This is a genomic window from Agrobacterium sp. CCNWLW32 (assembly GCF_037083425.1).
In the GTDB taxonomy this organism is placed as follows: domain Bacteria; phylum Pseudomonadota; class Alphaproteobacteria; order Rhizobiales; family Rhizobiaceae; genus Agrobacterium; species Agrobacterium radiobacter.
On the sequence record NZ_JBAOJM010000005.1, the window covers coordinates 311,666 to 333,227 of the forward strand.

The following is a 21,562-nucleotide window of genomic DNA, read 5'->3' on the forward strand; positions in this document are numbered from 1 at the left end:
TCAGGCAGTGCCGGCGGCTTCTTTCTCATATTTCAGCCCGATAACGGCGGAACCGATCAGCCCCGGCTCAATGCGGCAGATGGCGGGCACGACCAGAGGGCGATCGAAGCGTCTGAGAATGCGGCTCCTGACCACCTCGTCCAGAGCCGCGAGAAGCGCCTTCGAATTGGAAAGTCCGCCGCCGACCGGCACGATGGTTGCGCCGGTAACGTTGATCACCATCGCCAGAGGCGAGGCGAGAATATCGATGAGGACATCGATGGTTCTCGCGGCCTTCGCATCGCCCGCCTGCCAGGCCGCAATAATGTCCTCGCTGGTCATCTCCTGCCGGTGAAGATGCGAATGCAGTTTTTCCATGCCACGGGCGCTGCCGATTGCGTCGACGCAGCCGGAAAGGCCGCAACCGCATTCGAAACGCGGCAGTGAAACCGGCGGGTTTCCGGCCAATGTCGCGGCCACCGGCCCGTGTCCCCATTCGCCGGCGAAACCGCCGTCGCTGTTGATGAGCTTGCCGTCGATGACAAGGCCACCGCCGACACCCGTTCCGAGGATGACGCCGAAGACCACGCGATGGCCTCGCCCGGAACCGATTTCCGATTCGGCGATCACGAAACAATCCGCATCGTTCGACACGATGACGGGAAGGTGCAGCGCCTTTTCCAGCTCGTCCTTCAATACCCTGCCATGGATGCTCTGAATATTGGCGACAGTGGCCTTGCCGGTGTCGGCGTCGATGACGCCGGCAATCGACAGCGACACGCAGGCGGGTGTGCCGCCGCTATTATCGATGATGGATTTCAGGCCGGCGGCGAAGTCTTCAAAACTGGTCTTGGGCGTCGGGATGCGCGGCACGGGGCGAATATCGTCGGGAGCGTAGGCAATCGCGCCCTTAATGGTCGTTCCGCCTATATCGAAACAAACGATCATGATTCAGGCTCCGGAACGTGCGGCATCGTGGATTTTTTCTCCTGATATCCATGTCGAATGCATCTGAAGGTCGGGTGTCAGCATGACGAAATCCGCATCGAAACCGGGCAGGAGTTTACCTTTGCCGGAGGCGCCGACCGCCTCGGCGGGATAGGCAGAAGCCATTCTCAAGGCCTCTTCCAGCGGTGTGTCCAGCTTTTCATGCATGAAGCGGACGCAGGAGAGCATATCGATATCCGCCCCCGCCAGCGTGCCGTCTTCAAGCGTCAGCCGGCCGCCGTTGCGATAGACGCGCCTGCCATTCAGTTCAAAACCGTCATCGTCCGTGCCGATGGTGGACATGGCGTCGGTAACGAGGAAAATGCGGCCAGGACTATTCTTGGCGCGAAGCGCTATGCTGATCGCGGCGGGATCGACATGGAAACCGTCGGCGATCAGCCCGCAATCCAGCTTCCCGTTAGAAAGTGCCGCTCCCACCAGCCCCGGCTCGCGGTGGCCGAGCGGGCTCATGGCGTTGAAGAGATGTGTCACCATGGATGCACCGGCCTCGGCATAGGCCGTCGCCACGCTGAGGCCCGCATCGGTATGGCCGAGACTGACGACGATGCCGGCCTTGCGCAGCGCCGTAACCTGCTCCTCGGTTACGTTTTCCGGGGCGATGGTTGTCAGCACGAATGGAAGCTTCGCCTTGCAGCCCGTCAGAATCGCAAGATCGGCCGTTTCCATCTTTCGGATCAGCGCCGGATCATGGGTGCCCTTGCGTGCGACGGAAAGATGCGGCCCTTCGAAATGCAGGCCGAGAAAGCCGGGCACCCCAGCCTTGTGGGCGACGATGCCGGCTTCGGCGGCTCTGGAGGTAATGTCCGGCCGGTCGGTGATGAGTGTGACCATCAGCGCCGTGGTGCCGAATTGTGCATGGGCCGAGCAGATGCGGGCAATGCCTTCCACATCCGGCTCATTGTTGAACATCACGCCGCCGCCGCCATTGACCTGGAGGTCGATGAAGCCCGGCGCAATGAGCAGTCCTTCCGCATCGATAATGTCGGCGTCTGGGGGTACGGACATGCGGTCGGCTATGTCGCCAACACGGCCGTCACCGGTCACCAGCACCTTGCCATCGTGCCACCCGGCGCCATCGAAAATGCGGGCGCCGACAAATGCCTTGCTGCTCATTGGGTTTCCGTCACCTTCTTCAACGCCACGGGCGCATCCGGATTGAAGCCGCGTGCGCGCGACAATTGCTCGATGAAGCCGTAAAACGGCGCGATCAGCAACAGGGCGTCGGTCAGCGGGTGATTGGTTTCCACGAAGGGCAAGGGCTTGGCCGGGCTGCCTTTTGCGGAGGTGACGAAAACGCTTGCGCCCTTGCCGGCGAGACCGGCCGCTATGTCAGTCACGGAGGTTTCCGCGCGGTCACGCGCGGCAAAGGCGATGATGGGAAATTTCGGCGCGACCAGCGAAACGGGGCCGTGCATGACTTCCGCCGAAGAATAGGCCTCCGCGTGGAGTTCGCAGGTTTCCTTGCATTTCAGGGCGGCTTCCGCGGCAATGGCGAGAGCCGGACCGCGGCCTAGCATATAAAGCGATTCCTCGCCCTTGACTGCTTCGCCGATCTGGCTCCAGTCGAGCGCGATGGCCTTGGCGAAATTCTGCGGCAGGGCGCTGACGGCCTTGGCAAGCAGGCTGTCTTCCGTCCATTCGGCAAGGATCGCGAGGCCAGCGACGATGGAGTTGACGAAAGATTTGGTTGCCGCCACCGCTTTTTCAGGACCGGCCTGGATGTTGATGGCGTGATTTGCCGCTTCGCCGAGCGCGGAGGGCAGGGTGTTGACGAGCGAGAAGGTAAGCGCGCCACCCCTACGGGCGCTTTCCGCCAGAGCGACGATATCTGGGCTTTTACCGGATTGCGAGACGGCGAAGGCCGCCGCCCGGTCCAGCCGCAGTTTCGTCTGGTAGATCGAGGCGAGCGAGGGGCCGAGCGAAGCGACCGGCAGCCCGGTCTGCAATTCGATCGCATATTTCAGGAAATGCGCGGCGTGGTCGGAGGAACCGCGTGCAATGGTGACGATAACGGCCGGGTCACGGGCCCTCAGGTGAGCGCCGGCTTCCCGGAAGTCGGCATTGGCATTGTCCAGCAGGCGGGCGACTGCATCGGGAATCTCATCGATTTCCTGGCGCATCAGGGTTGTCATCGTTTCATGTCCTTGATCAAGGTTTGTCACTCGGGACCCATCGTCAGTTCGGCGACGAGGTCATAGGCGTCACTGCGGTACAGTGCGCGGGATATTTCCATGAGGCGTCCGCTTTCCAGATAGGCCATTCGCTGAACGGAAAGGGCTGCCGAGCCTGGCGGGACCCCAAGCAGCAATGTTTCCTCATCGGTGAGGTTGCGGGCGGAGATGCGCTGAATGGCGCGCACGGGGCGAATGCCGCTTTTCTCGAGCTCCAGATAAAGCGAGTTTTCAACCAGTTGCGGGTCGGGCAGAATATCGCCCGGCAGGCTCGTGACTTCGAGTGCGATCGGCTGGTCGTTGGCGAGACGCAGACGTGTGAGCCGCGCCACCATGGCGGATTGGGAAAGGCCGAGCGCCATCATCTCGTCGCCGGTCGGGTGGAACAAGCCTCTGTCCAGCCAGCGTGTGCTCGCCGTCATTCCGCGCCGGCGCATGTCCTCGGTAAACGAGGTGAGCTTGGTCAGGGGCTGCTGCATGCGGGTGATGGGCTTGACGACAAAAGTGCCCGAACCGTGCCGGCGGACCAGAAGACCATCGCGGACGAGATCATCCACCGCCTTGCGCACTGTGACGCGACTGACGCAGGCGCTTTCGGCAATATCGCGCTCCGGCGGCAAGGCGTCGCCATGCTTCAGGCGGCCGCCATTGATGGCGTCTTCAATCGTCTGGCGCAGTTTCAGGTAAAGCGGGCCGCCGCCTGATTGCAGGTCATCCAGATTAAGCGCTGCCCCGTTCATCCATAACCTCTGTCACGATCCATGTGGTCGGCGATATGGCCGGCTCTGGCTATATCATATGCCGCATAATCAGCAATACCAAAATAAAACCATTGTCGGATTTGTACGATTAATCGGTTATTTTTTCGATATTTTGCCTGATAATAAGGCTATGTGCTTGATATTTTCGCATTAACCAAAAAAAATTTCCCGATAACGGAAATGCTCTGGACGATTGGCATTTTTTTGGTATTGTTTTGTGCGTTGGTGGCCGGCGGCGATCTGTTTCGCACCTGTCTCGACGAAAAAATCGGTTTCCAGCTGGCGGCAGCGTTAGTGAAATCGAATTTAACTTGACCGTCGTGAAAATTAATTTCATCGTGACGGAAAATTATCGCAGATAACTGGACGGCCAGCACAGAAATGGTCGCTTCTGCGAAAATGAATTACGAATGAACAGGGAACAAAGTTCATGAAGGTGGGAATTATCGGACTCGGATTCCGTCTCGGTTATCTGGGCTACGTTTTTCATGAGATCGACAAGGATTTCGAGATCGTCGGTTATGTCGATCCGGTGCCGGCAGGCCTGCCGGGTCTGCAGGAAAAGGGCATTTCGGCCGGCAAGGCTTACGATAGTCCCGAGGCGCTGATCGCAAACGAAAAATTCGATCTGTTGATGATCGGCTCGCCGAACCATATGCATCTTGAACATATCCGCATCGGGCTTGAGGCCGGCTGCACCATCTTCTCTGAAAAACCCATCGTCGTCAGCATCGAGGAAAGCCTCGAACTCGCCCGGTTGCTCAACAAGCACGGTCACGAGCGGCTGCTCGTTGGTCTGGTCCTGCGTTATTCCCCGCTCTACCGCGATCTGCGCGCCGCGCAGGCCGAAGGCAAGCTGGGTGATGTCGTTTCCATCGAGGCCTCGGAGCATATTCCGCCCTATCACGGCGCATTCTTCATGCGTGACTGGCGGCGTTACGAGAATTATTCCGGCTCCTTCATGCTGGAAAAATGCTGCCACGACCTCGATCTTTATAATGGCGTGGTCGGTGCGCGGCCGCGTTTCGTATCGAGTTTCGGCGGGCGCAAGAGCTTCACGCCGGCGAACGCGCCGCAGAATGACGGTATCAACGACATGGAGGTTTACCATCGCAAGCCGAGCGGCTGGATGGGCTCCGACAAGGTCTTCGACAGCGACGGCGACATCATCGATTACCAGACGGCGATCGTCGAATATGAGAACGGCGCGTCGCTGGCCTTCCATACCAATCTCAACGTTCCCGATGATTTCCGCCGCTTCTGCGTGATCGGCGCCAAGGGCATGGCCGAGGGTGATTTTGTTCGCGGCTTCCTGAACGTGCACAATGCCCGGACCAATGAAAAGACCGTTGCCAAGACCTATTCGGCGGCGACCACGCTCTCGCAGCATTATGGTGCGGATGAGCAAATGGCGGAGGACGTCATCGCCCATATTGTCAAGGGTACGCCGCTGCCGGTTTCCGCACTCGATGCGATAGAGGCCGGAATTCTGGCGCTTGCCATGGATGAAGCGCGCCATGGCCGTAAAGTGATCGATCTCAAGCCGGTGTGGGAGGAGTATGATCTGGCGCTACACGGCCAGCCTAAATCCCCCGCCGTGAAATCGGCTTGAGGGGCGCGGCGATGGATGCGAAACGCAGCGCGGTCGTCTTCGCCTGGCTTCTTCTTCTGCCGGCGCTTTTATACATCACGGTTATCGTTGCTTATCCGCTCGTCGATACCTTCATCCTGTCCTTCACCGATGCGTCGCTTAGAAAAACGACGAACTGGGTGGGATTCATCAACTACGAGAAGATTTTCAACGCGACTTTTGCCGAGGTCATCACGCGGACCTTTATCTGGACGTTCTTTTCCGTCTCGATAAAGATGATCATCGGCACATTTGGTGCAGTCCTTCTGAATTCGGCCGTTCCCGGCCGGGCGCTGTTTCGCCTTTTGACCATGCCGCCATGGATCGTGCCTATGGCTATCGGCATCTTCATGTGGGGCTGGATGTATAACGGCCAGTTCGGCATGATTTCCGGTGTCCTTCAGAACGTGGGTCTGGTGGACGGTCCGGTCGCCTTCCTCGCCTATGGCAGCACGGCTTTCTGGGCGACGATCATTACCGATGTGTGGATCGGCGTGCCGATGGTGACGCTTTATCTGCTAGCGGCGATACAGGCCATTCCGCAGGATCTCTACGAGGCAGCCTGGACGGATGGCGCCAGCCGCGCCTATCGCTTCCGCCGCATCACGTTGCCGCTGATGCTGCCTGCCATGATCACCATGTCGATGATATCGCTGATTTCGACCTTCAACTCGTTCGATATCATCTGGATCCTGACGCAGGGCGGCCCGACCGGCCAGACTACGACCATGATCATCGACACCTATAAAACGGCGATCGGTTCCTACAAATACGGTGAGGGTGCTGCACGCGCCGTGCTGATCTGCATCTTCCTGTCGATCTTCACCTATTTCTACTTCCGCATCACCAGCCGTATCTCGCAGGAGACCAGCCGATGACCGACAAAAATGCGATGATCAACCGTTACAGATGGTATGAGATCGTCGGGATTTATTGCGGCATCGCCGTATTCCTGACCTTCGTGCTGGCGCCGTTTGTCGAAGGGTTTCTGGTTTCGCTGAAACCGCTCAGCCTGCTTTTTTCGTCACCGTATAAGTTTTGGCCGGAAAACGGCTCCTTCGAGGCTTACCGGACCATGTGGGTCAGCGTTCCCGGCTTTGCCCGCTATGTCTTCAACTCCTTCTTCATCTCGACGATATCGACGATCATCGTTCTGCTTCTGGTGGTGCCGGCGTCCTATGCTTTCGCGCGGTTCCAGTTTCGCGGTCGCGGGCAATTGCTCGGCGCGTTTCTGGCGATCAACATGTTCTCCGGTGCGGTGCTTTTGATCCCGCTTTACCGGCTGATGCGCAATATGGGCGTCCTGAACACCTATCTGGCGATGATCATTCCCGGCGCCGCCTTTTTGATCCCCACTGCCATCTGGCTTTTGCGAACCTACATGCTGCGTATTCCGCGCGAACTGGAAGAGGCGGCCTATGTGGACGGCGCGAGCTATTTCTATACCTTCCGCCGGGTGATCCTGCCGCTTGCGATGCCTGGCATCGCCGTCGTGTCCATCACCACCTTCATCGGTGCTTATGCGCAGCAGTTCATCTTCGCGCTCACCTTCAATTCCAAGACCGAATATATGCCGCTGCCCATCGGCCTGTTTGCCTATTTCGGTCGTCAGGAAGTCGTCTGGAATGAGTTGATGGCGGCCAGCTTCGTCGGCATTGCGCCGGCCATGGTCGTCATCTTCTTCATGCAACGCTATCTCGTCAGCGGGCTTACCGCAGGCGCGGTGAAATAATCAACAATAGGAACGACCACCAGAAAACGGGAGACTATCTATGGCACTGAAACATTACGGATTGGCGCTTTGCGCCTTCGCATTTGCCGGTTCCACTGCCCTTGGCACGGTGGCGGCACACGCCGCCGACAAGGAGATCAGCTGGATCTATTGCGGCGACAAGATGGACCCCATCCATGAAAAATACATCAAGGAATGGGAAGGCAAGAATGCCGGCTGGAAGGTCGTTCCGGAAGTCGTCGGCTGGGCGCAGTGCCAGGACAAGGCAACCACGCTCGCTGCCGCCGGCACTCCGGTCGCCATGGCCTATGTCGGTTCGCGCACGCTGAAGCAGTTCGCACAGAACGACCTCATCGTTCCGGTGCCGATGACCGAAGACGAAAAGAAGACCTATTATCCTAACATCGTCGACACGGTTACCTTCGAGGATACGCAGTGGGGCGTGCCCGTCGCCTTCTCGACCAAGGCGCTCTATTGGAACAAGGACCTCTTCAAGCAGGCCGGTCTCGATCCGGAAGTGCCGCCGAAGACCTGGGCTGAAGAGATCGCCTTTGCGAAGCAGATCAAGGAAAAGACCGGCGTCGCCGGTTATGGTCTGCCCGCAAAGACCTTCGACAACACCATGCACCAGTTCATGCACTGGGTTTACACCAATAACGGCAAGGTCATCGACGGCGACAAGATCACCGTCGACAGCCCGCAGGTTCTTGCAGCTCTGAAGGCCTACAAGGACATCACGCCTTACTCCGTCGAAGGTCCGACGGCCTACGAGCAGAACGAAATCCGCGCCATCTTCCTCGATGGCAAGGTCGGCATGATCCAGGCGGGATCGGGTGCCGCAACCCGCCTGCAGGAAACCAAGATCAACTGGGGTATCGCAACCCTGCCGCTCGGCCCTGAAGCCAAGGGTCCCGGCACGCTGCTCATCACCGACAGCCTCGCGATCTTCAAGGGAACCGGTGTCGAAGAAAAGGCGACCGAATTCGCCAAGTTCATCACCTCGCCCGGCCCGCAGGGTGAATACGAACTGCAGGGCGGCGCTGGCCTCACCCCGCTTCGTCCGTCGCCCAAGGTTGATGAATTCATCGCCAAGGACCCCTTCTGGAAGCCGCTCATCGACGGTATCGCCTATGGCGGTCCCGAGCCGCTTTTCACTGACTACAAGGGCTTCCAGGACACGATGATCGAGATGGTGCAGTCTGTCGTTACCGGCAAGGCAACACCGGAAGATGCCGCAAAGAAGGCCTCTGCAGCTCTCGAGCAGTACAAGTAATCCACATTGATACGGTTGCGGGCGCAGGTCGCCCGCAACCCCATAATCCGCCGCGAGAATGCCTGCCGTTATGACGGAAGGGGCGTCTCGTGTTTTTCAACCGTTCCGGTTCGACGCGATTTTTCCGTGTTGCGGAACGTCTCTGAACGCAGCCTGATGTCGGCTGGTGACGGGAGAGGCAAGTTTTGGGTCAGCTTTATCTCAACAACGTCCGCAAGAACTATGGACATTTCGAAGTCATCAAGGGCGTTCAGCTCGACATCAGGGATGGCGAGTTCGTCGTTTTTGTCGGCCCCTCGGGATGTGGCAAATCCACATTGCTGCGTATGATCGCCGGCCTTGAGGATATTTCCGCCGGCGATATCGTCATCAACGGTGTGAAGGTCAATGACTTGCCGCCGGTGAAACGCGGCATCGCCATGGTCTTCCAGTCCTATGCGCTCTATCCGCATATGACGGTCTTCGAAAACATCGCCTTTCCCCTCCGAGTCGAAAAGATGGAGGAGGCCAAGATCAAGGAAAAGGTCGAGGGTGTCGCCAAGATCCTGCAACTTGACCAGCGCCTGCAGCAGCGCCCCGGCATGTTGTCCGGCGGCCAGCGCCAGCGTGTAGCGATCGGCCGCGCCATCGTTCGCGAGCCGAAGATATTCCTGTTCGACGAGCCGCTTTCCAACCTTGACGCCGCACTTCGCGCCGACATGCGTATCGAGCTCACCAATCTGCATCGGACGCTGAAGGCGACGATGATCTACGTGACGCATGACCAAGTGGAAGCCATGACCATGGCCGACCGCATCGTGGTGCTGAATGCGGGCGAAATCTCCCAGGTCGGGGCGCCGCTGGAACTTTACCACAAGCCCGCAAACCTGTTCGTCGCCGGTTTCATTGGCAATCCGAAAATGAATTTCCTGAAGGTCACCTGCAAATCCGTCAGCGCCGATGGTGTGACCGTGGAGTATGAGGGCCAGACAATCACCGTGCCGGTGGAGCCGCGCGCCGGTCTTGAAGGCACGCAGCTGACGCTCGGCATTCGCCCGGAACATACCGGTCTCGAAACGGCCGACCTGAATATCAAGGTCGCGCCCAGCGTTATCGAGCGGCTGGGTGTAAATACGATCGCTTATGGCGTCGCGCCCACGGGTGAAAATTATTGCGCGCTTCTTTCCGGTTCCGCGCCGGTTGTTGTCGACGAACTCATCGTCACCGGCATTAAGGCGTCGGACTGCCATCTGTTCGATGAAAGCGGCACAGCGCTGGAACGGCGCGTCGATCTCTCCGTCCTCAAGCTGATACAATAAAGGGCAGGAACCGGGCCATGAAATCTGTCTCCCCATGCCCGGTTTTCTCTGACGAGATCCATTTTCGTCGGTTTTCTTCTTCGTCTTCCAGACGAAAAAATAACGCCGGGCTTTCGGCCCGGCGTTCGAAACTGTCTGCCAAGTCCGTTGGATCAGGGCATAGGATTGGGCATGTAGCCGGTGAAACCGCTGATCTTCCAGCGGCCCTCATGCAGCCGGCAATAATAGAGCGTCTGCCATTTCATCACGTCGAAGCTGCCATCGGCCTTGCGAAGCCCGCCGTCGAACTTCTTGCGGACCAGCGCGGTCTCGCCTTCCACTTCGATTTCTTCCAGCGTGGTGGTCGTGAAGATCGCACCCCGCGGGTCTTCGGCGAATTGCTGTGTCTGGAAATCCTGCGCCTGCCGCAACCACTCGTCGCGATAGGCCTCAAGCGATGGGAAGGACAGGCGCCAATTGTCCGGGTTTGCATCCCGGTTGGCGTTGATGCCGAGAAAGCCGTCCTCGACGAAATCATCCGCGACCTTCGACCAGTCGGCAGTAAGGAATGCGTCGATGTCCCGCGTCACCAGCATCTCCCAGATAGAATGGCGGGCGACGTCCGTTGCGGGAAAGGGGTTTTTGAAGGGGTCACGCATGGTTTGGGTCCGTTTTTGAAATTATTTTCAAGATTTGGAGTTTTCTCTGGTGAAGATTGTTGGCATATGCTCATCTATCAATCAACAGAGAAAATAATTTTCAAATCAGAGGTGTCCGTCGTGTCGTCAATGGGACGAAACAGGATCGATTCAGGGGGCTATGCGGTTGACGGGCGCGCTTTATTAGGGTGCATCGGTAACGGAGCCAAGGCTTAAGTTTTGGCGGAACGGAGACCGGTGAACATGGATATTTTCGCAAGGATACAGGAAGACAGGGGGCAGTTCTCGCAATCGGAACGGCGGATCGCCGATATTCTGGTTTCGGACTTCGAATTCGCCGTCAATGCCTCGATCATCGAGCTTGCGGCCCGCGCCGAAGTATCTCCGCCGACGGTGACGCGGTTCTGCCGGCGTCTCGGCTGCCAGAGCTTTTCGGATTTCAAGGTCAGCCTCGCCAAGACGGCCTATGTGGGTATCCGATATCTTACCTCCGAGCCCTCCAGCACCGGCCCTTCCGATGTCGCGGAGGAGGTGCTTGCCAAGGCGCAGGAAGCGCTTTTCCTGCTGCACAGGACGCTCGATCCCGCTCTGGCCGATGAGGCCGCGATCAGGATCGCCAATAGCGGCATGATCTACGCCTTCGGCGCGGGCGGCAATTCCTCGATGATCGCTTCGGAAATCCAGAACCGGCTGTTCCGCCTGGGTCTGCGCGTTTCGACCAGCGCCGATCACAGCATGCAGCTGATGATGACCGCCGCTGCGCGCAAGGAAGACGTCATCATCGGTTCGTCCTTTTCCGGCCGCAACATGGAACTGGTGAAATGTTTCAGGCTGGCGCGGGAAATGGGGGTTACCACCATTGCACTCACCCAGAGCGACACGCCTGTTGCCGCGGCTGCGGATATGGTGGTGGCCGTTAATGTACCCGAGGGAAACAATATCTTCCGCCCCACCTCATCGCGCTACGCCTATCTGGCCGCCGTCGATGTTCTGGCGACGCTTGCTGCCTATCACCAACGGCAACGGTCGATGGTGACGTTGCGTCATATCAAGCAGCAGCTCGTGGAACATCGTGACCCGGATGACAAGCAATTGCTCGGTGATTGAGGGCGGTATGCCGAAAAACACAGGCTGCTTTGCCGGAGACCTCGCTTTGTGGCGGGTCGTAAAGCTTCAAGGGAGTTGTAGGAGATGAAGGACAGGAAAGACCAGCTCGCCGTCGTTACCGGCGCGGCAGGTGATATTGGTCGGGCAATTGCTGCGGCGCTCGCTGAAAGCCATGCAAAGGTAGTGTTGGTCGATATCGATCCCGACGCTCTTTCGGGCGCGCTATCCCTGCTTTCCGGTCCCCGCTTCGTTGCGAAAACCTGCGATGTCACCGATCCGCAGGACCTTGAGAGGCTGGCCGCCGAGGTTGCGGAACTGGGTGATGTCGCGACCCTCGTCAACAATGCGGGTGCCGCAAGGGCGGTCAGCCTGCATGACACGACCGCCGACATATGGCGCAAGGACAATATCCTCAATCTGGAAGCCCCGTTTCTCTGCTTCAGGGCTTTCGAGGGGGCGTTGAAGCGTACCCAGGGGTCGGTGGTCAACATCACCTCCGTCAACGGCATGGCGGTATTCGGCCACCCTGCATATAGCGCGGCAAAGGCCGGGCTGATCCATCTGACCAAGCTGATCGCCGTCGAATACGGCAAATTCGGCATCCGCTCCAACGCCGTTGCGCCGGGCACTGTGCGCACGCAGGCATGGGAGGCGCGGGCCGCCGTCAATCCTCAGGTCTTCGAGGAGGCGAAGCACTGGTATCCGCTGCAGCGGATCGTGCGACCTGAAGATGTGGCCAATGCGGTTGCTTTCTTGGCCGGCCCGCAGGCCGCCGCCATCAGCGGCGTGTGCTTGCCGGTTGATTGTGGTCTCACGGCGGGGCAGGCACCGCTTGCCCGGACTTTCTCGCAATCCGAACACTACTGATTAAAACCGTCTCACCGGTTCCAATGCGCAATAAAGGGGAGCATCATGGCGCTCGCACAATATCGTCTTGAAAATTCTTGGCATCCGCTCGCAGAGTCCGCATCCGGCGGCTTTACCTTCACTCTCGTCAATCTTTCCGGCGCACCGCTGAAGGATTTCCGTATCGTTTACACGTCGCTGACGCGGACGGTGGACAAGCCGGTGTGCGGCAATGCCGTTTACCTGCGCCGCAACGCCAATTTCCATGAATTTGCACCGCCGGCGGGCTTCGTGCTGGAGCCCGGCAAATCCTGGCGCTTCACCGTCGATGGCCTGCTGCGGCCCGCAAGGCATCGCACGGATGGCGCGAAATCCGCCTATGTCAGCCTTGCCGACGGAACGCATCGCGCTGTCGATGTCGGTGACCTGATGCTGGATGGGCGTCACAGCGAGCCGGCACCGGTGCTGCTTCCTGAAGGCAAGCTCGATCTGCCCTTTTCCATCCAGCCCTGGCCTGCCGAAATCGATGCGGAACCGGGCGAAGGCTTCCCCGTCGCGCTCTTCCCCACGGAAGATGCAGGCGCGGAAGAGGTGCTTGCGGTGGAAACCGTGCTTTCGTTGTTCCGCAGGCTTTTTGCCGTCGGGCACGTGCCCTTCAGCCTCGCGCCGGTTCATGAGGGAAAACCGCTTCGTTTCAAGCAGCATAGCGGTCTGGAAGCCGAAGGCTATCGCATCACCTTTTCGAAAGACGCGGTCGTTGTGGAATATTCGGCCGCTGCCGGTCTGCAATATGGCTTGACGGTTCTGGCGCAGCTGCTGCATGGCGCGCGCATCGATCCCAAGTTCCGTTTCCCTGTTGCCGGCACCATCAGCGATGCGCCGCGTTATAGCTGGCGTGGCTGCCATCTGGATGTCTCGCGGCAATTCTATCCGACTGATGATGTCGTGCGGCTGATCGATATTCTCGCATGGCTGCGCATGAACCGGTTCCACTGGCACCTGACGGATGATGAGGCGTGGCGTCTTGAAATCAAGGCCTATCCGCTGCTGACCACAGTCGGCGCGACACGCGGTCCGGATGCGCCACTTCTGCCGCAGCTCGGTAACGGGGCCGAACCGGTGTCCGGCTATTACACGCAGGATGAGGTGCGCATGGTCGTTGTGCATGCGGCCGCGTTGAATGTCGAAATCGTGCCGGAAGTCGATATTCCCGGCCACAGCACGGCGGCTCTTGTCGCCTATCCGGAACTGACGGATGGGCAGGAGGCACCGGACAGCTATCGCTCTGTGCAGGGATATCCGAACAACGCGCTCAACCCGGCCATCGAGCCGACCTATGAATTCCTCGGCAAGATATTCGACGAGATGGTTGAGCTCTTTCCGTCGCGGCTGATCCATATTGGCGGCGACGAGGTTGCGGATGGGTCTTGGCTCGCCTCGCCTCTTGCCAAGGCGCTGATGGAAAAGGAGGGGCTGGATGGCACCTTCGGCATCCAGTCCTATTTCATGAAACGTATTCAGGGGATGTTGCACGAGCGCGGCCGCCAGCTTGCCGGCTGGGATGAGGTTTCCCATGGCGGCGGCGTCGATCCGGCCGGAACGTTGCTGATGGCATGGCAGAAGCCGGAAGTCGGACTTGAGCTTGCGCGCCAGGGCTACGACGTGGTGATGACGCCGGGTCAGGCCTATTATCTGGACATGGTGCAGGATGAAGCCTGGCAGGAGCCGGGCGCAAGCTGGGCCGGCACCGTTCCGCCTTCGCATACCTATGCCTATGAAGCCGTCGGCGAATTTCCCGAGGAGTTGAAGGAGCGGATGAAGGGCGTTCAGGCCTGCATCTGGTCAGAACACTTCCTCAACCGTGCCTATTTCAACCATCTGGTTTTCCCGAGGCTGCCGGCCATTGCCGAGGCGGCGTGGACACCAAAAGCGCAGAAGGACTGGTTGCGTTTTTCCGCCATCGTCCCCTTGAGCCCGGTTTATTGAGGGGAAACCGACATGCGTATTGCCGTTGGTGGAATTCATACCGAATGCAGCACCTATTCGCCGGTGCTGATGGGGCAGGAAGATTTTCGCGTCTTTCGCGGCGTCGAACTGCTGGAGGCCGAGTATTTCAATTTCCTCGGTGAGGGCAGGGTGGACGTACTGCCGCTTCTGCATGCGCGGGCGGTGCCGGGCGGCCCTGTGTCGCGCGCGACCTATGACGCGTTCAAGCGGGAATTCCTCGAGCGCCTGAAGGCCGCGCTGCCGCTCGACGGGCTTTATCTCGCCATGCATGGAGCGATGAATGTCGAGGGTATGGAGGATGCGGAAGGTGACTGGATTTCCAGCGCCCGCGCCGTGGTGGGACCGGATGTGATCGTTTCCGCGAGCTATGATCTGCATGGCAATGTCAGCCAGACGATCATCGATCAGCTCGACATATTTGCCGGCTACCGAACGGCGCCGCATATCGACGTGCGCGAGACGATGGTGCGGGCCTGGACGATGCTGCTGAAGGCCCTGAAGACCGGCGAAAAGCCCGGCGTGGCATGGGCGAAAATTCCGGTTCTACTGCCAGGTGAGAAGACCTCCACAGAAGATGAGCCTGCCAAAAGCCTTTATGCGGTTCTGCCGGATCATGATGTGCGGCCCGGCATTTGGGATGCGAATTTCATGATCGGCTACGTCTGGGCGGACGAACCCCGTGCAACGGCCTGCGCCGTGGTGACGGGAACGGACAAAGCGGCTGCACAGGCGGTCGCGAGCGAGATCGCGCAATCCTACTGGAATGCCCGGCAGGACTTTCGTTTCGGCCCCGTGACCGAGCCGCTTGAGGCCATTGTGGATATTGCCGAAAACACCGCAACGCGACCGATCATCCTGGCCGACTCGGGAGACAATCCGACCGGTGGTGGGGTTGGCGATCGCGCCGATGTTCTGGCCGCACTGATTGCGCGCAACTGGCAGGGTGCGCTGCTGGGCGGCATCACCGACAGGCCGGCGGTCGAAGCCTGTTTTGCGGCCGGCGAAGGTGCAACACTTTCCCTGAAGATTGGCGGCAGTCTCGATCCGCAAAGCCCATCGGTCACTGTCGAAGCCGAGGTCCTGAAATTGGACGATTCTGGTGCTGCGGACCAGCGGCAGGCGGTGGTCGCCATCGGTGGCATCACGGTCATTCTGGCGGCGCGGCGCAGGCCTTATCACATGATTTCCGATTTCACCCGTCTCGGCTTCGATCCAAAGGGCGTGCGGCTGCTGGTCGTCAAGTCAGGTTATCTTTCGCCGGAACTTGCACCGATCGCCAATCCCAACCTCATGGCGCTGACGGAAGGGGTTATCAATCAGGATATCGAAAACCTTCCCAATCGCCGCCGGGATGGCGATTTCTACCCATGGAAGCCGCATTTCGACTATACCCCCAAACCCATCCTTTCGGCCCGCTGGCGATGACAGCGGTCCGGTAGCTTTTACCCAGCGATCCGGCGGTGCCGGATCATCTCAGGCGAATCTCCATGCCGTCGGCTCTTTCCATCGTCATCAACAACCCGTCGATCCGCATCGGGGCGCTCGCCATCCTGTTCTTCGGGTTTTCGAATGCGGCGACCGCCCCCTATCAGGCGGTCATCGGCATTCGCGAAATCGGGCTGAGCAACAGCGTCTATTCGCTGTTGATGCTGTTTGCCGCTGTCATCAATGTCAGCGCCAGCGTGTTGATGGGCATCGTCGCCGACAGGCTGGGCGAATATCGCAAGCCAATGCTCTATATCGCGCTCTTCGGTGTCAGCGGTTATCTGCTGGTTTATCTGGCCGGCAACGCCACTGCCTTCGTGGCTGCAAAGCTGGTGCTTCTGCCGATTTTCGGGGCGATGAATTCGCTGATCTTCGCGCATGTGCGTGCGGATGCGCGCAACCTTTCGACAGGTGAAATGATCGCGGTGAACTCGATCATGCGGGCAACCATCTCGCTTTCCTGGGTGCTGGTGCCTGGTATTGTCGGTGTTTTTCTGGTGAATTCCGGCAATATGCTGATGGCTTTCCTGTTTTCGGGCATCTGCGCGCTTGTCTGTTTTCTGCTTGTCGCCTTCTGCCTGCCGCGGGCCGCCACACCGGCATCGGCAAATACCGAAGCGCGGTTCGGCCTGCGCGCCTCGCTTGCGGAAATCGGGTCACGGCGGGTGCTGCTCCGGATCATCGCCATCGCGCTCATCTGCTCGATGCTGCATCTCAACGATTCCGTGCGCTCGCTCATCATAACCGGACAGGCCAAGGGCACGGTGGCGGATATCGGTATTGTTGCGGGTATCGTCGCTGCGCTGGAAATCGTCTTCATTCTCCTCTGGGGCTGGATCGAGAAGAAGGTTCCGCAAACACTGACACTTGCGGCGGGAGCGGGGCTTTATGCCATCTATCTCATCCTGCAGGGGCTTGCTTCCGCGCCGTGGCATATCTACGCGCAGACGGTTATCAGTGCGCTGGGTGCCGCCGCGATCATCAGCATTCCCATTACCTACCTGCAGGAACTGATCGCTGATCGGCCGGGGCTCGGAAGCTCGCTGATTGCCGTCAATATCTTTCTCGGTGCTGGTCTGGGTGCGCTGATTTTTGCCGTTGGAACCCTGGTCTCCAGCTATTCGGGAACTTCCATATTGGGAGCAATCGTGGGGCTCGGCGGCGTTTATATGCTTTACGCGCTTGATGGAAAGGGCCGCCGCAGGTAACGGCCACCCAAATGAAAGAGGTTACGATGATTCTCGAGATTTGTGTGGACGATGTCGCCGGTCTGGAAGCGGCGGTCAGCGGTGGGGCCGATCGCATTGAGCTCTGTGCGGCGCTGTCGGGCGGCGGTGTGACGCCATCGGCGGGTTTCATGCAACGCGCGGCGTCCTGTGGGCTGCCGGTGAGCGTCATGATCAGGCCGCGCGCCGGTGATTTCGTGTTCACACGCGATGAAGCGGATGTCATGAAACGCGACATCGATGCGGCGCGTGCTGCAGGCCTTTCCGGCGTGGTGCTCGGCGCCTCGCGTGACGATGGTTCGCTCGATATCGTTCTGCTCGAGGAATTGCGCCGTCACGCGGACGGGCTGGATGTGACGCTGCACCGGGCCTTTGATGTCGTGCCTGATATGGAAGAGGCCCTGGAAGCTGCCATCACGTTGGGGTTTCCAAGAATTCTCACTTCCGGCGGCGCGCGTTCGGCGCTTGAGGGGATGGAGGCTCTGGCGCACCTATCCGAGATGGCCGCAGGCCGGATCGTCATCATGCCCGGTGCCGGCGTGCGTCCGCAGAGCGTTCAGACATTGCTGGATCGCTTTCCGATCACGGAAATCCACGCATCCTGTTCCGCCGTTCCATCCTTTGATCCGGAAAGCAGGGTGGCGAAGCTCGGTTTCACCGGCGCAGGGCGCAAGGTTACAGATGAGGCGGCGGTTCGCGAGTTGAAGACGATCCTCACCGCTCATCATAAAGGCGGCGCAGCGCTCTAGCCGTTCCGGCCGCGCCATCGAGGTCGAGCGTGATCGTGCCGGGTGCTGGCAAGGCCAGTGCTGCCTTGATGGCATCGGCCATCGGTTGCGCCGAAATATCCTTCTCCTCCAGCACATGCGCCAGCCCCAGTCGCGCCAGTCGTTCGGCACGGGCGCTCTGTTCGGTTTCGCCCCCGGCCGCGAAGGGGATCAGAAGCGAGCGGCATTTTGCCTGAAGAATATCGCAGACGGTATTATAACCGGCCTGTGAAACCGAAAGCCGTGCCCCGGCGAGCAAACTTGCGAAATCCTTGCGGAAACGGAAGACGGACACATTCTCGGCCGCCTGCGCCGAGATCGCATCGAAATCCGCTTGCGGCATGTTTGGACCGGTTACGAGGCACCAGTTCTTGATGCCACCAAGCAGAGGGGCGGCCTCGATAGCAGCCCGTATGAGTGTTGCCCCTACGGCGCCGCCGCCTGCGGAAACCACGATGTCGAATTTCTCCTCCGGTTCCGGCGGCGGAAGGGGGGCGACGAGCCCGGTATAGACGATGCGCTGGCTGATTTCGCCGGTGAGGGGAAAGGTGTCTTCCAGCCGGGCGAAATCCGGATCGCCATGGACGAGCACTGCATCGAAATGTTTCTTCACCAGCGACACGGTCTCTTCGTCCCGTCCCGGTTTGGTTTTTTCCTGAAGAATATCGCGCAGCGACGCCATGACGAGGGGGCGCGGTTCGCTGTCCTCAATCTCGTCCAGCAGCGGCAGCAATTCAAATCGCACCTGCCTGCGACCGAAAGGGAAAGCCTCGATGATAACGATATCGGGTTTGGCGCCGTGATAGGCCCCGATCAGCATATCGGTTCTAAGCCTCTTGAAGTTGTCATCCACCGGTTTGCCGGAACTGTCGACTAGGCCGGCAAAGTTGCCGTCGCTAACGGCGATGGGCGGCAATTCGACATGGCGGATGCCCTCGCCCGGAAAGCCCGGGACCGGAGTGCCGCCCGTCACCAGAACCACATCAAAACCGTCCGCCTGAAGGGCTTTGGCAATGCGGCTGGCGCGGGCGATATGGCCGATGCCGAGAAGGTGCTGGACGTAAAAGAAGACGCAGGGGCGTTTTTCCGTATCGGTCATGGCGTTTTTTCCCACTCGGTCTCGAACAGGGCCTTCAGTTCGGCAATGCTGGTGCGATGGTCGAAGGCGGTGCGCACACGGTTTTCGGCTGCACTGCCAAGACGCTGGCGCAATTGCGGATCGGTGATGGCCATGCGCAGAGCCTCTGCGAAGGCGGCCGGATTTTCCGGTTCCGTCAATAGGCCGTTTTCACCACTGACGAAGAACTCCGGAATGCCTGATATGTTGGTGGAGATGCAGGTCAAAGCCTGGCTCGCAGCCTCGACCAGCACATTGGGAAGGCCATCGCGGTCGCCATCGCTGGTGATGCGGCAGGCAAGAGCGAAGAGGTCTGCTTCCCGGTAATTCTCCAGCACCTGCTTCTGGTCCATGGCGCCGGTCCAGACGATCCTGTCGGCAATGCCGAGTTCGTCGGCAAGTTTCTTCAGTGCGGCCAGTTCATCGCCGCCGCCGATATGGGTGAAACGCCAATGGATATTCTGGGGAAGCGAGGCGAGCGCGCGCAGCAGAATATCGATGCCCTTTTTCTTGACGGCTCGGCCGACGCTTAAAATCCTGACAGGATCATCGGCGTCCGATCCGTCCCTTACCGGGCGCGGTGTCTCGAAATGCGGGAAGCGGGTGAGATCGAGGCCATGATAGCTCAGATGCACATTCTTCTTGGCCCCGGAAAGTGTCTGCAGATGCTGAAAACCGCCGGCGGTGCAGGTCACGGCCCAGCGGGCGCTTTGCAGCTTGGCGGCAAGGTCGCGGTCGTTCGAGGTCCAGATGTCCTTCGCGTGCGCCGAGATCGTCCAGGGCGTGCCTGTCATCAGATGGGTATAGGCGGCGACCGAGGCGGGCGTGTGGATGAAGTGAACGTGCAGCCATTCGGCATCTTCCGGCCATTCATGCGCGAGCACCGCGGCCTGCCCGAAACGGCGGAAGCGGTTGCGGCTGAGATCATGCGGCAGGTCGCTGAAAAAGCGGCGAAGCGCTTTGGTGAAGCCCGGCTTTTTGCGGCAGGCCCATAGCGCCCTCAGAACGCGCAGCGGTTCCTCGTGCAGATACTCCGGCAAATAGGTAACGGGCGCGCGGATTTCATCGTGAACGGGATGGCGCTTCTTGTCCGTGGGCCGGCGCATCGACATGAGTTCGAGCTTCAGGCCGGCCTTTTCCAGCCCGAGAAGCTCCTGAGCTATGAATGTCTCGGACAGGCGCGGATAGCCCTTGAGGAGCACCACGATTTTTTTTGTATCGGTCACGTTGCGCGTGTCTCTTTTGAAGTGGTGTTTGTCGGGGAACCGGTCACGCGGTTAGCGTGATCGGCGCCTTGTCGCCCTCGGGCGGCAGCCATTCGGCGATCCGGCGCGATATGTTTTCCAGACCATCCAGTTTCAGCCCGCGCGCATTGACGGAAGGGGGCGCGCGGTTTGGCAGCGCTTTCAGTGCCGCCGCCATTTTTGCGGGGTTCTCGGCATCTTCCGGTAGAAGCATGTCGAAAAGGCCAAGCTCCGAGGCGCGGCTGGCGCGGATAAGCTGCTCTTCGCGCGGCACCGTGCGCGGCACGACGAGGGCGGGTTTGTCGAAAGACAATATCTCGCAGACGGTGTTGTATCCGCCCATCGAAACAACGGCCTGCGCGCCGGCGACGAGATCTTCCATGCGATTGTCGAACTCGATGATCTCGATATGCGGAATATCGGCGACGCTGTTCATGAAGCGCTGGCGCTGATCCGCCGGCATATAGGGGCCGAGCACCACCAGCGCCTTATGCGTCAGTTCGCTGTCATGGCGATAGGCGTTGATGACGTCATCGATCAATTCGCTGCCATCACCGCCGCCGCCGGTGGTGACGAGAAGGTAATCGCCTTCCGGCCGATGCGATACGGTTTCGGCCTGCGTCTTGGACCTTTGCAGGAAACCGACGAAATCCATCTTGTCTCGAACGGTGTGCGGAACATCGAGCCCCGTCAGCGGATCGTGGAAATCGGGCGGGCCATAAATCCAGACGTGGTCATAGAACTGGCCGATCTTTGTCATGACATTGTTGCGCTTCCACTCCGCTTCGAGCAGCTGCGGCGCATCCATGACGTCGCGCAGGCCGATGACGAGCTTGGTGCCCTGTCCCTTGAGATAGGCGAGCGTTTCCTCCACCTCGCCACGCAGGCCCATGGGCTCCTTGTCGACGATGAAGATATCCGGCTGGAAGCTTTCAGCGGTGTGATAGATGATGGAGCGGCGCATCTTCAGCGTTTCCTGAAGATCGATATGCCTGTCCATCGAGGTATATTCACCGTTGCGCAGTTTGATGACGCTCGGGATTTTCACGAAATCGACGCGGGCGCGATAATCGAAGGCGCCGGCAATCGTCGCACCTGAAATGATGAGGACGTTGAGGCCGCGATAATCCTCCACCAGAGCATGCGCAATCGTGCGACACCGCCGCAGATGGCCGAGGCCGAAGGAATCATGGCTGTACATGAGAATGCGCGCGTCGTTCAAACGGGAGCTCATGGGCCAGACCTCTTTTTGCCTTTCACGATGAAGGCGGCG

The 21,562-nt window shown here is 59.4% G+C and carries 20 protein-coding genes; 12 read left to right on the forward strand and 8 right to left on the reverse strand.

Going from position 1 to position 21,562, the window contains the following annotated elements; all coding sequences use genetic code 11:
- From V6R85_RS14210 to V6R85_RS14225, 4 genes are read right to left on the reverse strand one after another with little or no spacing between them, the layout of a single operon-like run.
- Positions 1 to 927, reverse strand: coding sequence for an ROK family protein (locus V6R85_RS14210; RefSeq protein ID WP_003504929.1), 927 nt, complete (start codon positions 925 to 927; stop codon positions 1 to 3).
- Between the two features lie 3 nt (positions 928 to 930).
- Positions 931 to 2,100 (reverse strand): N-acetylglucosamine-6-phosphate deacetylase, encoded by a 1,170-nt coding sequence (gene nagA, locus V6R85_RS14215; protein ID WP_099085844.1) that lies wholly within the window; start codon positions 2,098 to 2,100, stop codon positions 931 to 933.
- Positions 2,097 to 3,119: an SIS domain-containing protein gene (locus tag V6R85_RS14220; RefSeq protein WP_080866459.1), complete on the reverse strand. Its 1,023-nt coding sequence runs from the start codon at positions 3,117 to 3,119 to the stop codon at positions 2,097 to 2,099. Before V6R85_RS14220 ends, nagA begins: the two co-directional genes overlap by 4 nt.
- A 26-nt stretch (positions 3,120 to 3,145) precedes the next feature.
- Positions 3,146 to 3,898, reverse strand: coding sequence for a GntR family transcriptional regulator (locus V6R85_RS14225; protein WP_003504923.1), 753 nt, complete (start codon positions 3,896 to 3,898; stop codon positions 3,146 to 3,148).
- Between the two features lie 153 nt (positions 3,899 to 4,051).
- Between V6R85_RS14225 and V6R85_RS14230 the strand changes: the two genes are divergently transcribed.
- From V6R85_RS14230 to V6R85_RS14255, 6 genes are all read left to right on the forward strand, one after another.
- The gene (locus V6R85_RS14230) at positions 4,052 to 4,234 is read left to right on the forward strand and encodes a hypothetical protein (protein ID WP_035212808.1); all 183 of its coding nucleotides are present in this window, start codon (positions 4,052 to 4,054) and stop codon (positions 4,232 to 4,234) included.
- A gap of 115 nt (positions 4,235 to 4,349) precedes the next feature.
- The gene (locus V6R85_RS14235) at positions 4,350 to 5,531 is read left to right on the forward strand and encodes a Gfo/Idh/MocA family protein (protein WP_111834666.1); all 1,182 of its coding nucleotides are present in this window, start codon (positions 4,350 to 4,352) and stop codon (positions 5,529 to 5,531) included.
- 11 nt (positions 5,532 to 5,542) lie between these two features.
- Positions 5,543 to 6,427 (forward strand): carbohydrate ABC transporter permease, encoded by an 885-nt coding sequence (locus tag V6R85_RS14240; protein ID WP_060725421.1) that lies wholly within the window; start codon positions 5,543 to 5,545, stop codon positions 6,425 to 6,427.
- Complete coding sequence (locus tag V6R85_RS14245; protein WP_003516772.1) at positions 6,424 to 7,281, forward strand: carbohydrate ABC transporter permease; 858 nt, start codon at positions 6,424 to 6,426, stop codon at positions 7,279 to 7,281. The genes V6R85_RS14240 and V6R85_RS14245 overlap by 4 nt, the downstream gene beginning before the upstream one ends.
- A 40-nt stretch (positions 7,282 to 7,321) precedes the next feature.
- Positions 7,322 to 8,554, forward strand: a complete 1,233-nt coding sequence (locus V6R85_RS14250; RefSeq protein ID WP_003516773.1) for an extracellular solute-binding protein — start codon at positions 7,322 to 7,324, stop codon at positions 8,552 to 8,554.
- A gap of 185 nt (positions 8,555 to 8,739) precedes the next feature.
- Complete coding sequence (locus V6R85_RS14255) at positions 8,740 to 9,852, forward strand: ABC transporter ATP-binding protein (protein WP_111834667.1); 1,113 nt, start codon at positions 8,740 to 8,742, stop codon at positions 9,850 to 9,852.
- Positions 9,853 to 10,004: 152 nt separating this feature from the next.
- On the opposite strand, the gene V6R85_RS14260 is transcribed toward V6R85_RS14255, so the two are convergent.
- Complete coding sequence (locus V6R85_RS14260) at positions 10,005 to 10,490, reverse strand: hypothetical protein (RefSeq protein ID WP_060725424.1); 486 nt, start codon at positions 10,488 to 10,490, stop codon at positions 10,005 to 10,007.
- A 243-nt stretch (positions 10,491 to 10,733) separates the two neighbouring features.
- Between V6R85_RS14260 and V6R85_RS14265 the strand changes: the two genes are divergently transcribed.
- The 6 genes from V6R85_RS14265 (at position 10,734) to V6R85_RS14290 (ending at position 17,910) form a co-directional block, all read left to right on the forward strand.
- Entirely contained in the window at positions 10,734 to 11,597 is an 864-nt protein-coding gene (locus V6R85_RS14265) for a MurR/RpiR family transcriptional regulator (RefSeq protein ID WP_003504906.1), read from the forward strand.
- Between the two features lie 84 nt (positions 11,598 to 11,681).
- Complete coding sequence (locus V6R85_RS14270; RefSeq protein WP_035264434.1) at positions 11,682 to 12,464, forward strand: SDR family oxidoreductase; 783 nt, start codon at positions 11,682 to 11,684, stop codon at positions 12,462 to 12,464.
- A gap of 45 nt (positions 12,465 to 12,509) precedes the next feature.
- On the forward strand, positions 12,510 to 14,429 hold the full coding sequence (locus tag V6R85_RS14275; RefSeq protein WP_099085849.1) for a beta-N-acetylhexosaminidase: 1,920 nt from the start codon (positions 12,510 to 12,512) through the stop codon (positions 14,427 to 14,429).
- A 12-nt stretch (positions 14,430 to 14,441) separates the two neighbouring features.
- A complete protein-coding gene (locus V6R85_RS14280) occupies positions 14,442 to 15,875 on the forward strand; it encodes a M81 family metallopeptidase (RefSeq protein ID WP_111834668.1) in 1,434 nt (477 codons plus the stop codon).
- 62 nt (positions 15,876 to 15,937) lie between these two features.
- The gene (locus tag V6R85_RS14285; protein WP_020808536.1) at positions 15,938 to 17,143 is read left to right on the forward strand and encodes an MFS transporter; all 1,206 of its coding nucleotides are present in this window, start codon (positions 15,938 to 15,940) and stop codon (positions 17,141 to 17,143) included.
- Between the two features lie 26 nt (positions 17,144 to 17,169).
- A complete protein-coding gene (locus tag V6R85_RS14290; RefSeq protein ID WP_107677601.1) occupies positions 17,170 to 17,910 on the forward strand; it encodes a copper homeostasis protein CutC in 741 nt (246 codons plus the stop codon).
- Here the strand turns inward: V6R85_RS14290 and V6R85_RS14295 are convergent.
- The 3 genes from V6R85_RS14295 to V6R85_RS14305 are packed head-to-tail and all read right to left on the reverse strand — an operon-like array spanning position 17,876 to position 21,523.
- Positions 17,876 to 19,027: a glycosyltransferase family protein gene (locus V6R85_RS14295; protein WP_020808534.1), complete on the reverse strand. Its 1,152-nt coding sequence runs from the start codon at positions 19,025 to 19,027 to the stop codon at positions 17,876 to 17,878. The genes V6R85_RS14290 and V6R85_RS14295 overlap by 35 nt on opposite strands.
- Positions 19,024 to 20,271, reverse strand: coding sequence for a glycosyltransferase (locus V6R85_RS14300; protein WP_020808533.1), 1,248 nt, complete (start codon positions 20,269 to 20,271; stop codon positions 19,024 to 19,026). The genes V6R85_RS14295 and V6R85_RS14300 overlap by 4 nt, the downstream gene beginning before the upstream one ends.
- A 43-nt stretch (positions 20,272 to 20,314) precedes the next feature.
- Positions 20,315 to 21,523: a glycosyltransferase family protein gene (locus V6R85_RS14305; protein ID WP_003504889.1), complete on the reverse strand. Its 1,209-nt coding sequence runs from the start codon at positions 21,521 to 21,523 to the stop codon at positions 20,315 to 20,317.
- Positions 21,524 to 21,562 lie beyond the last annotated feature (39 nt).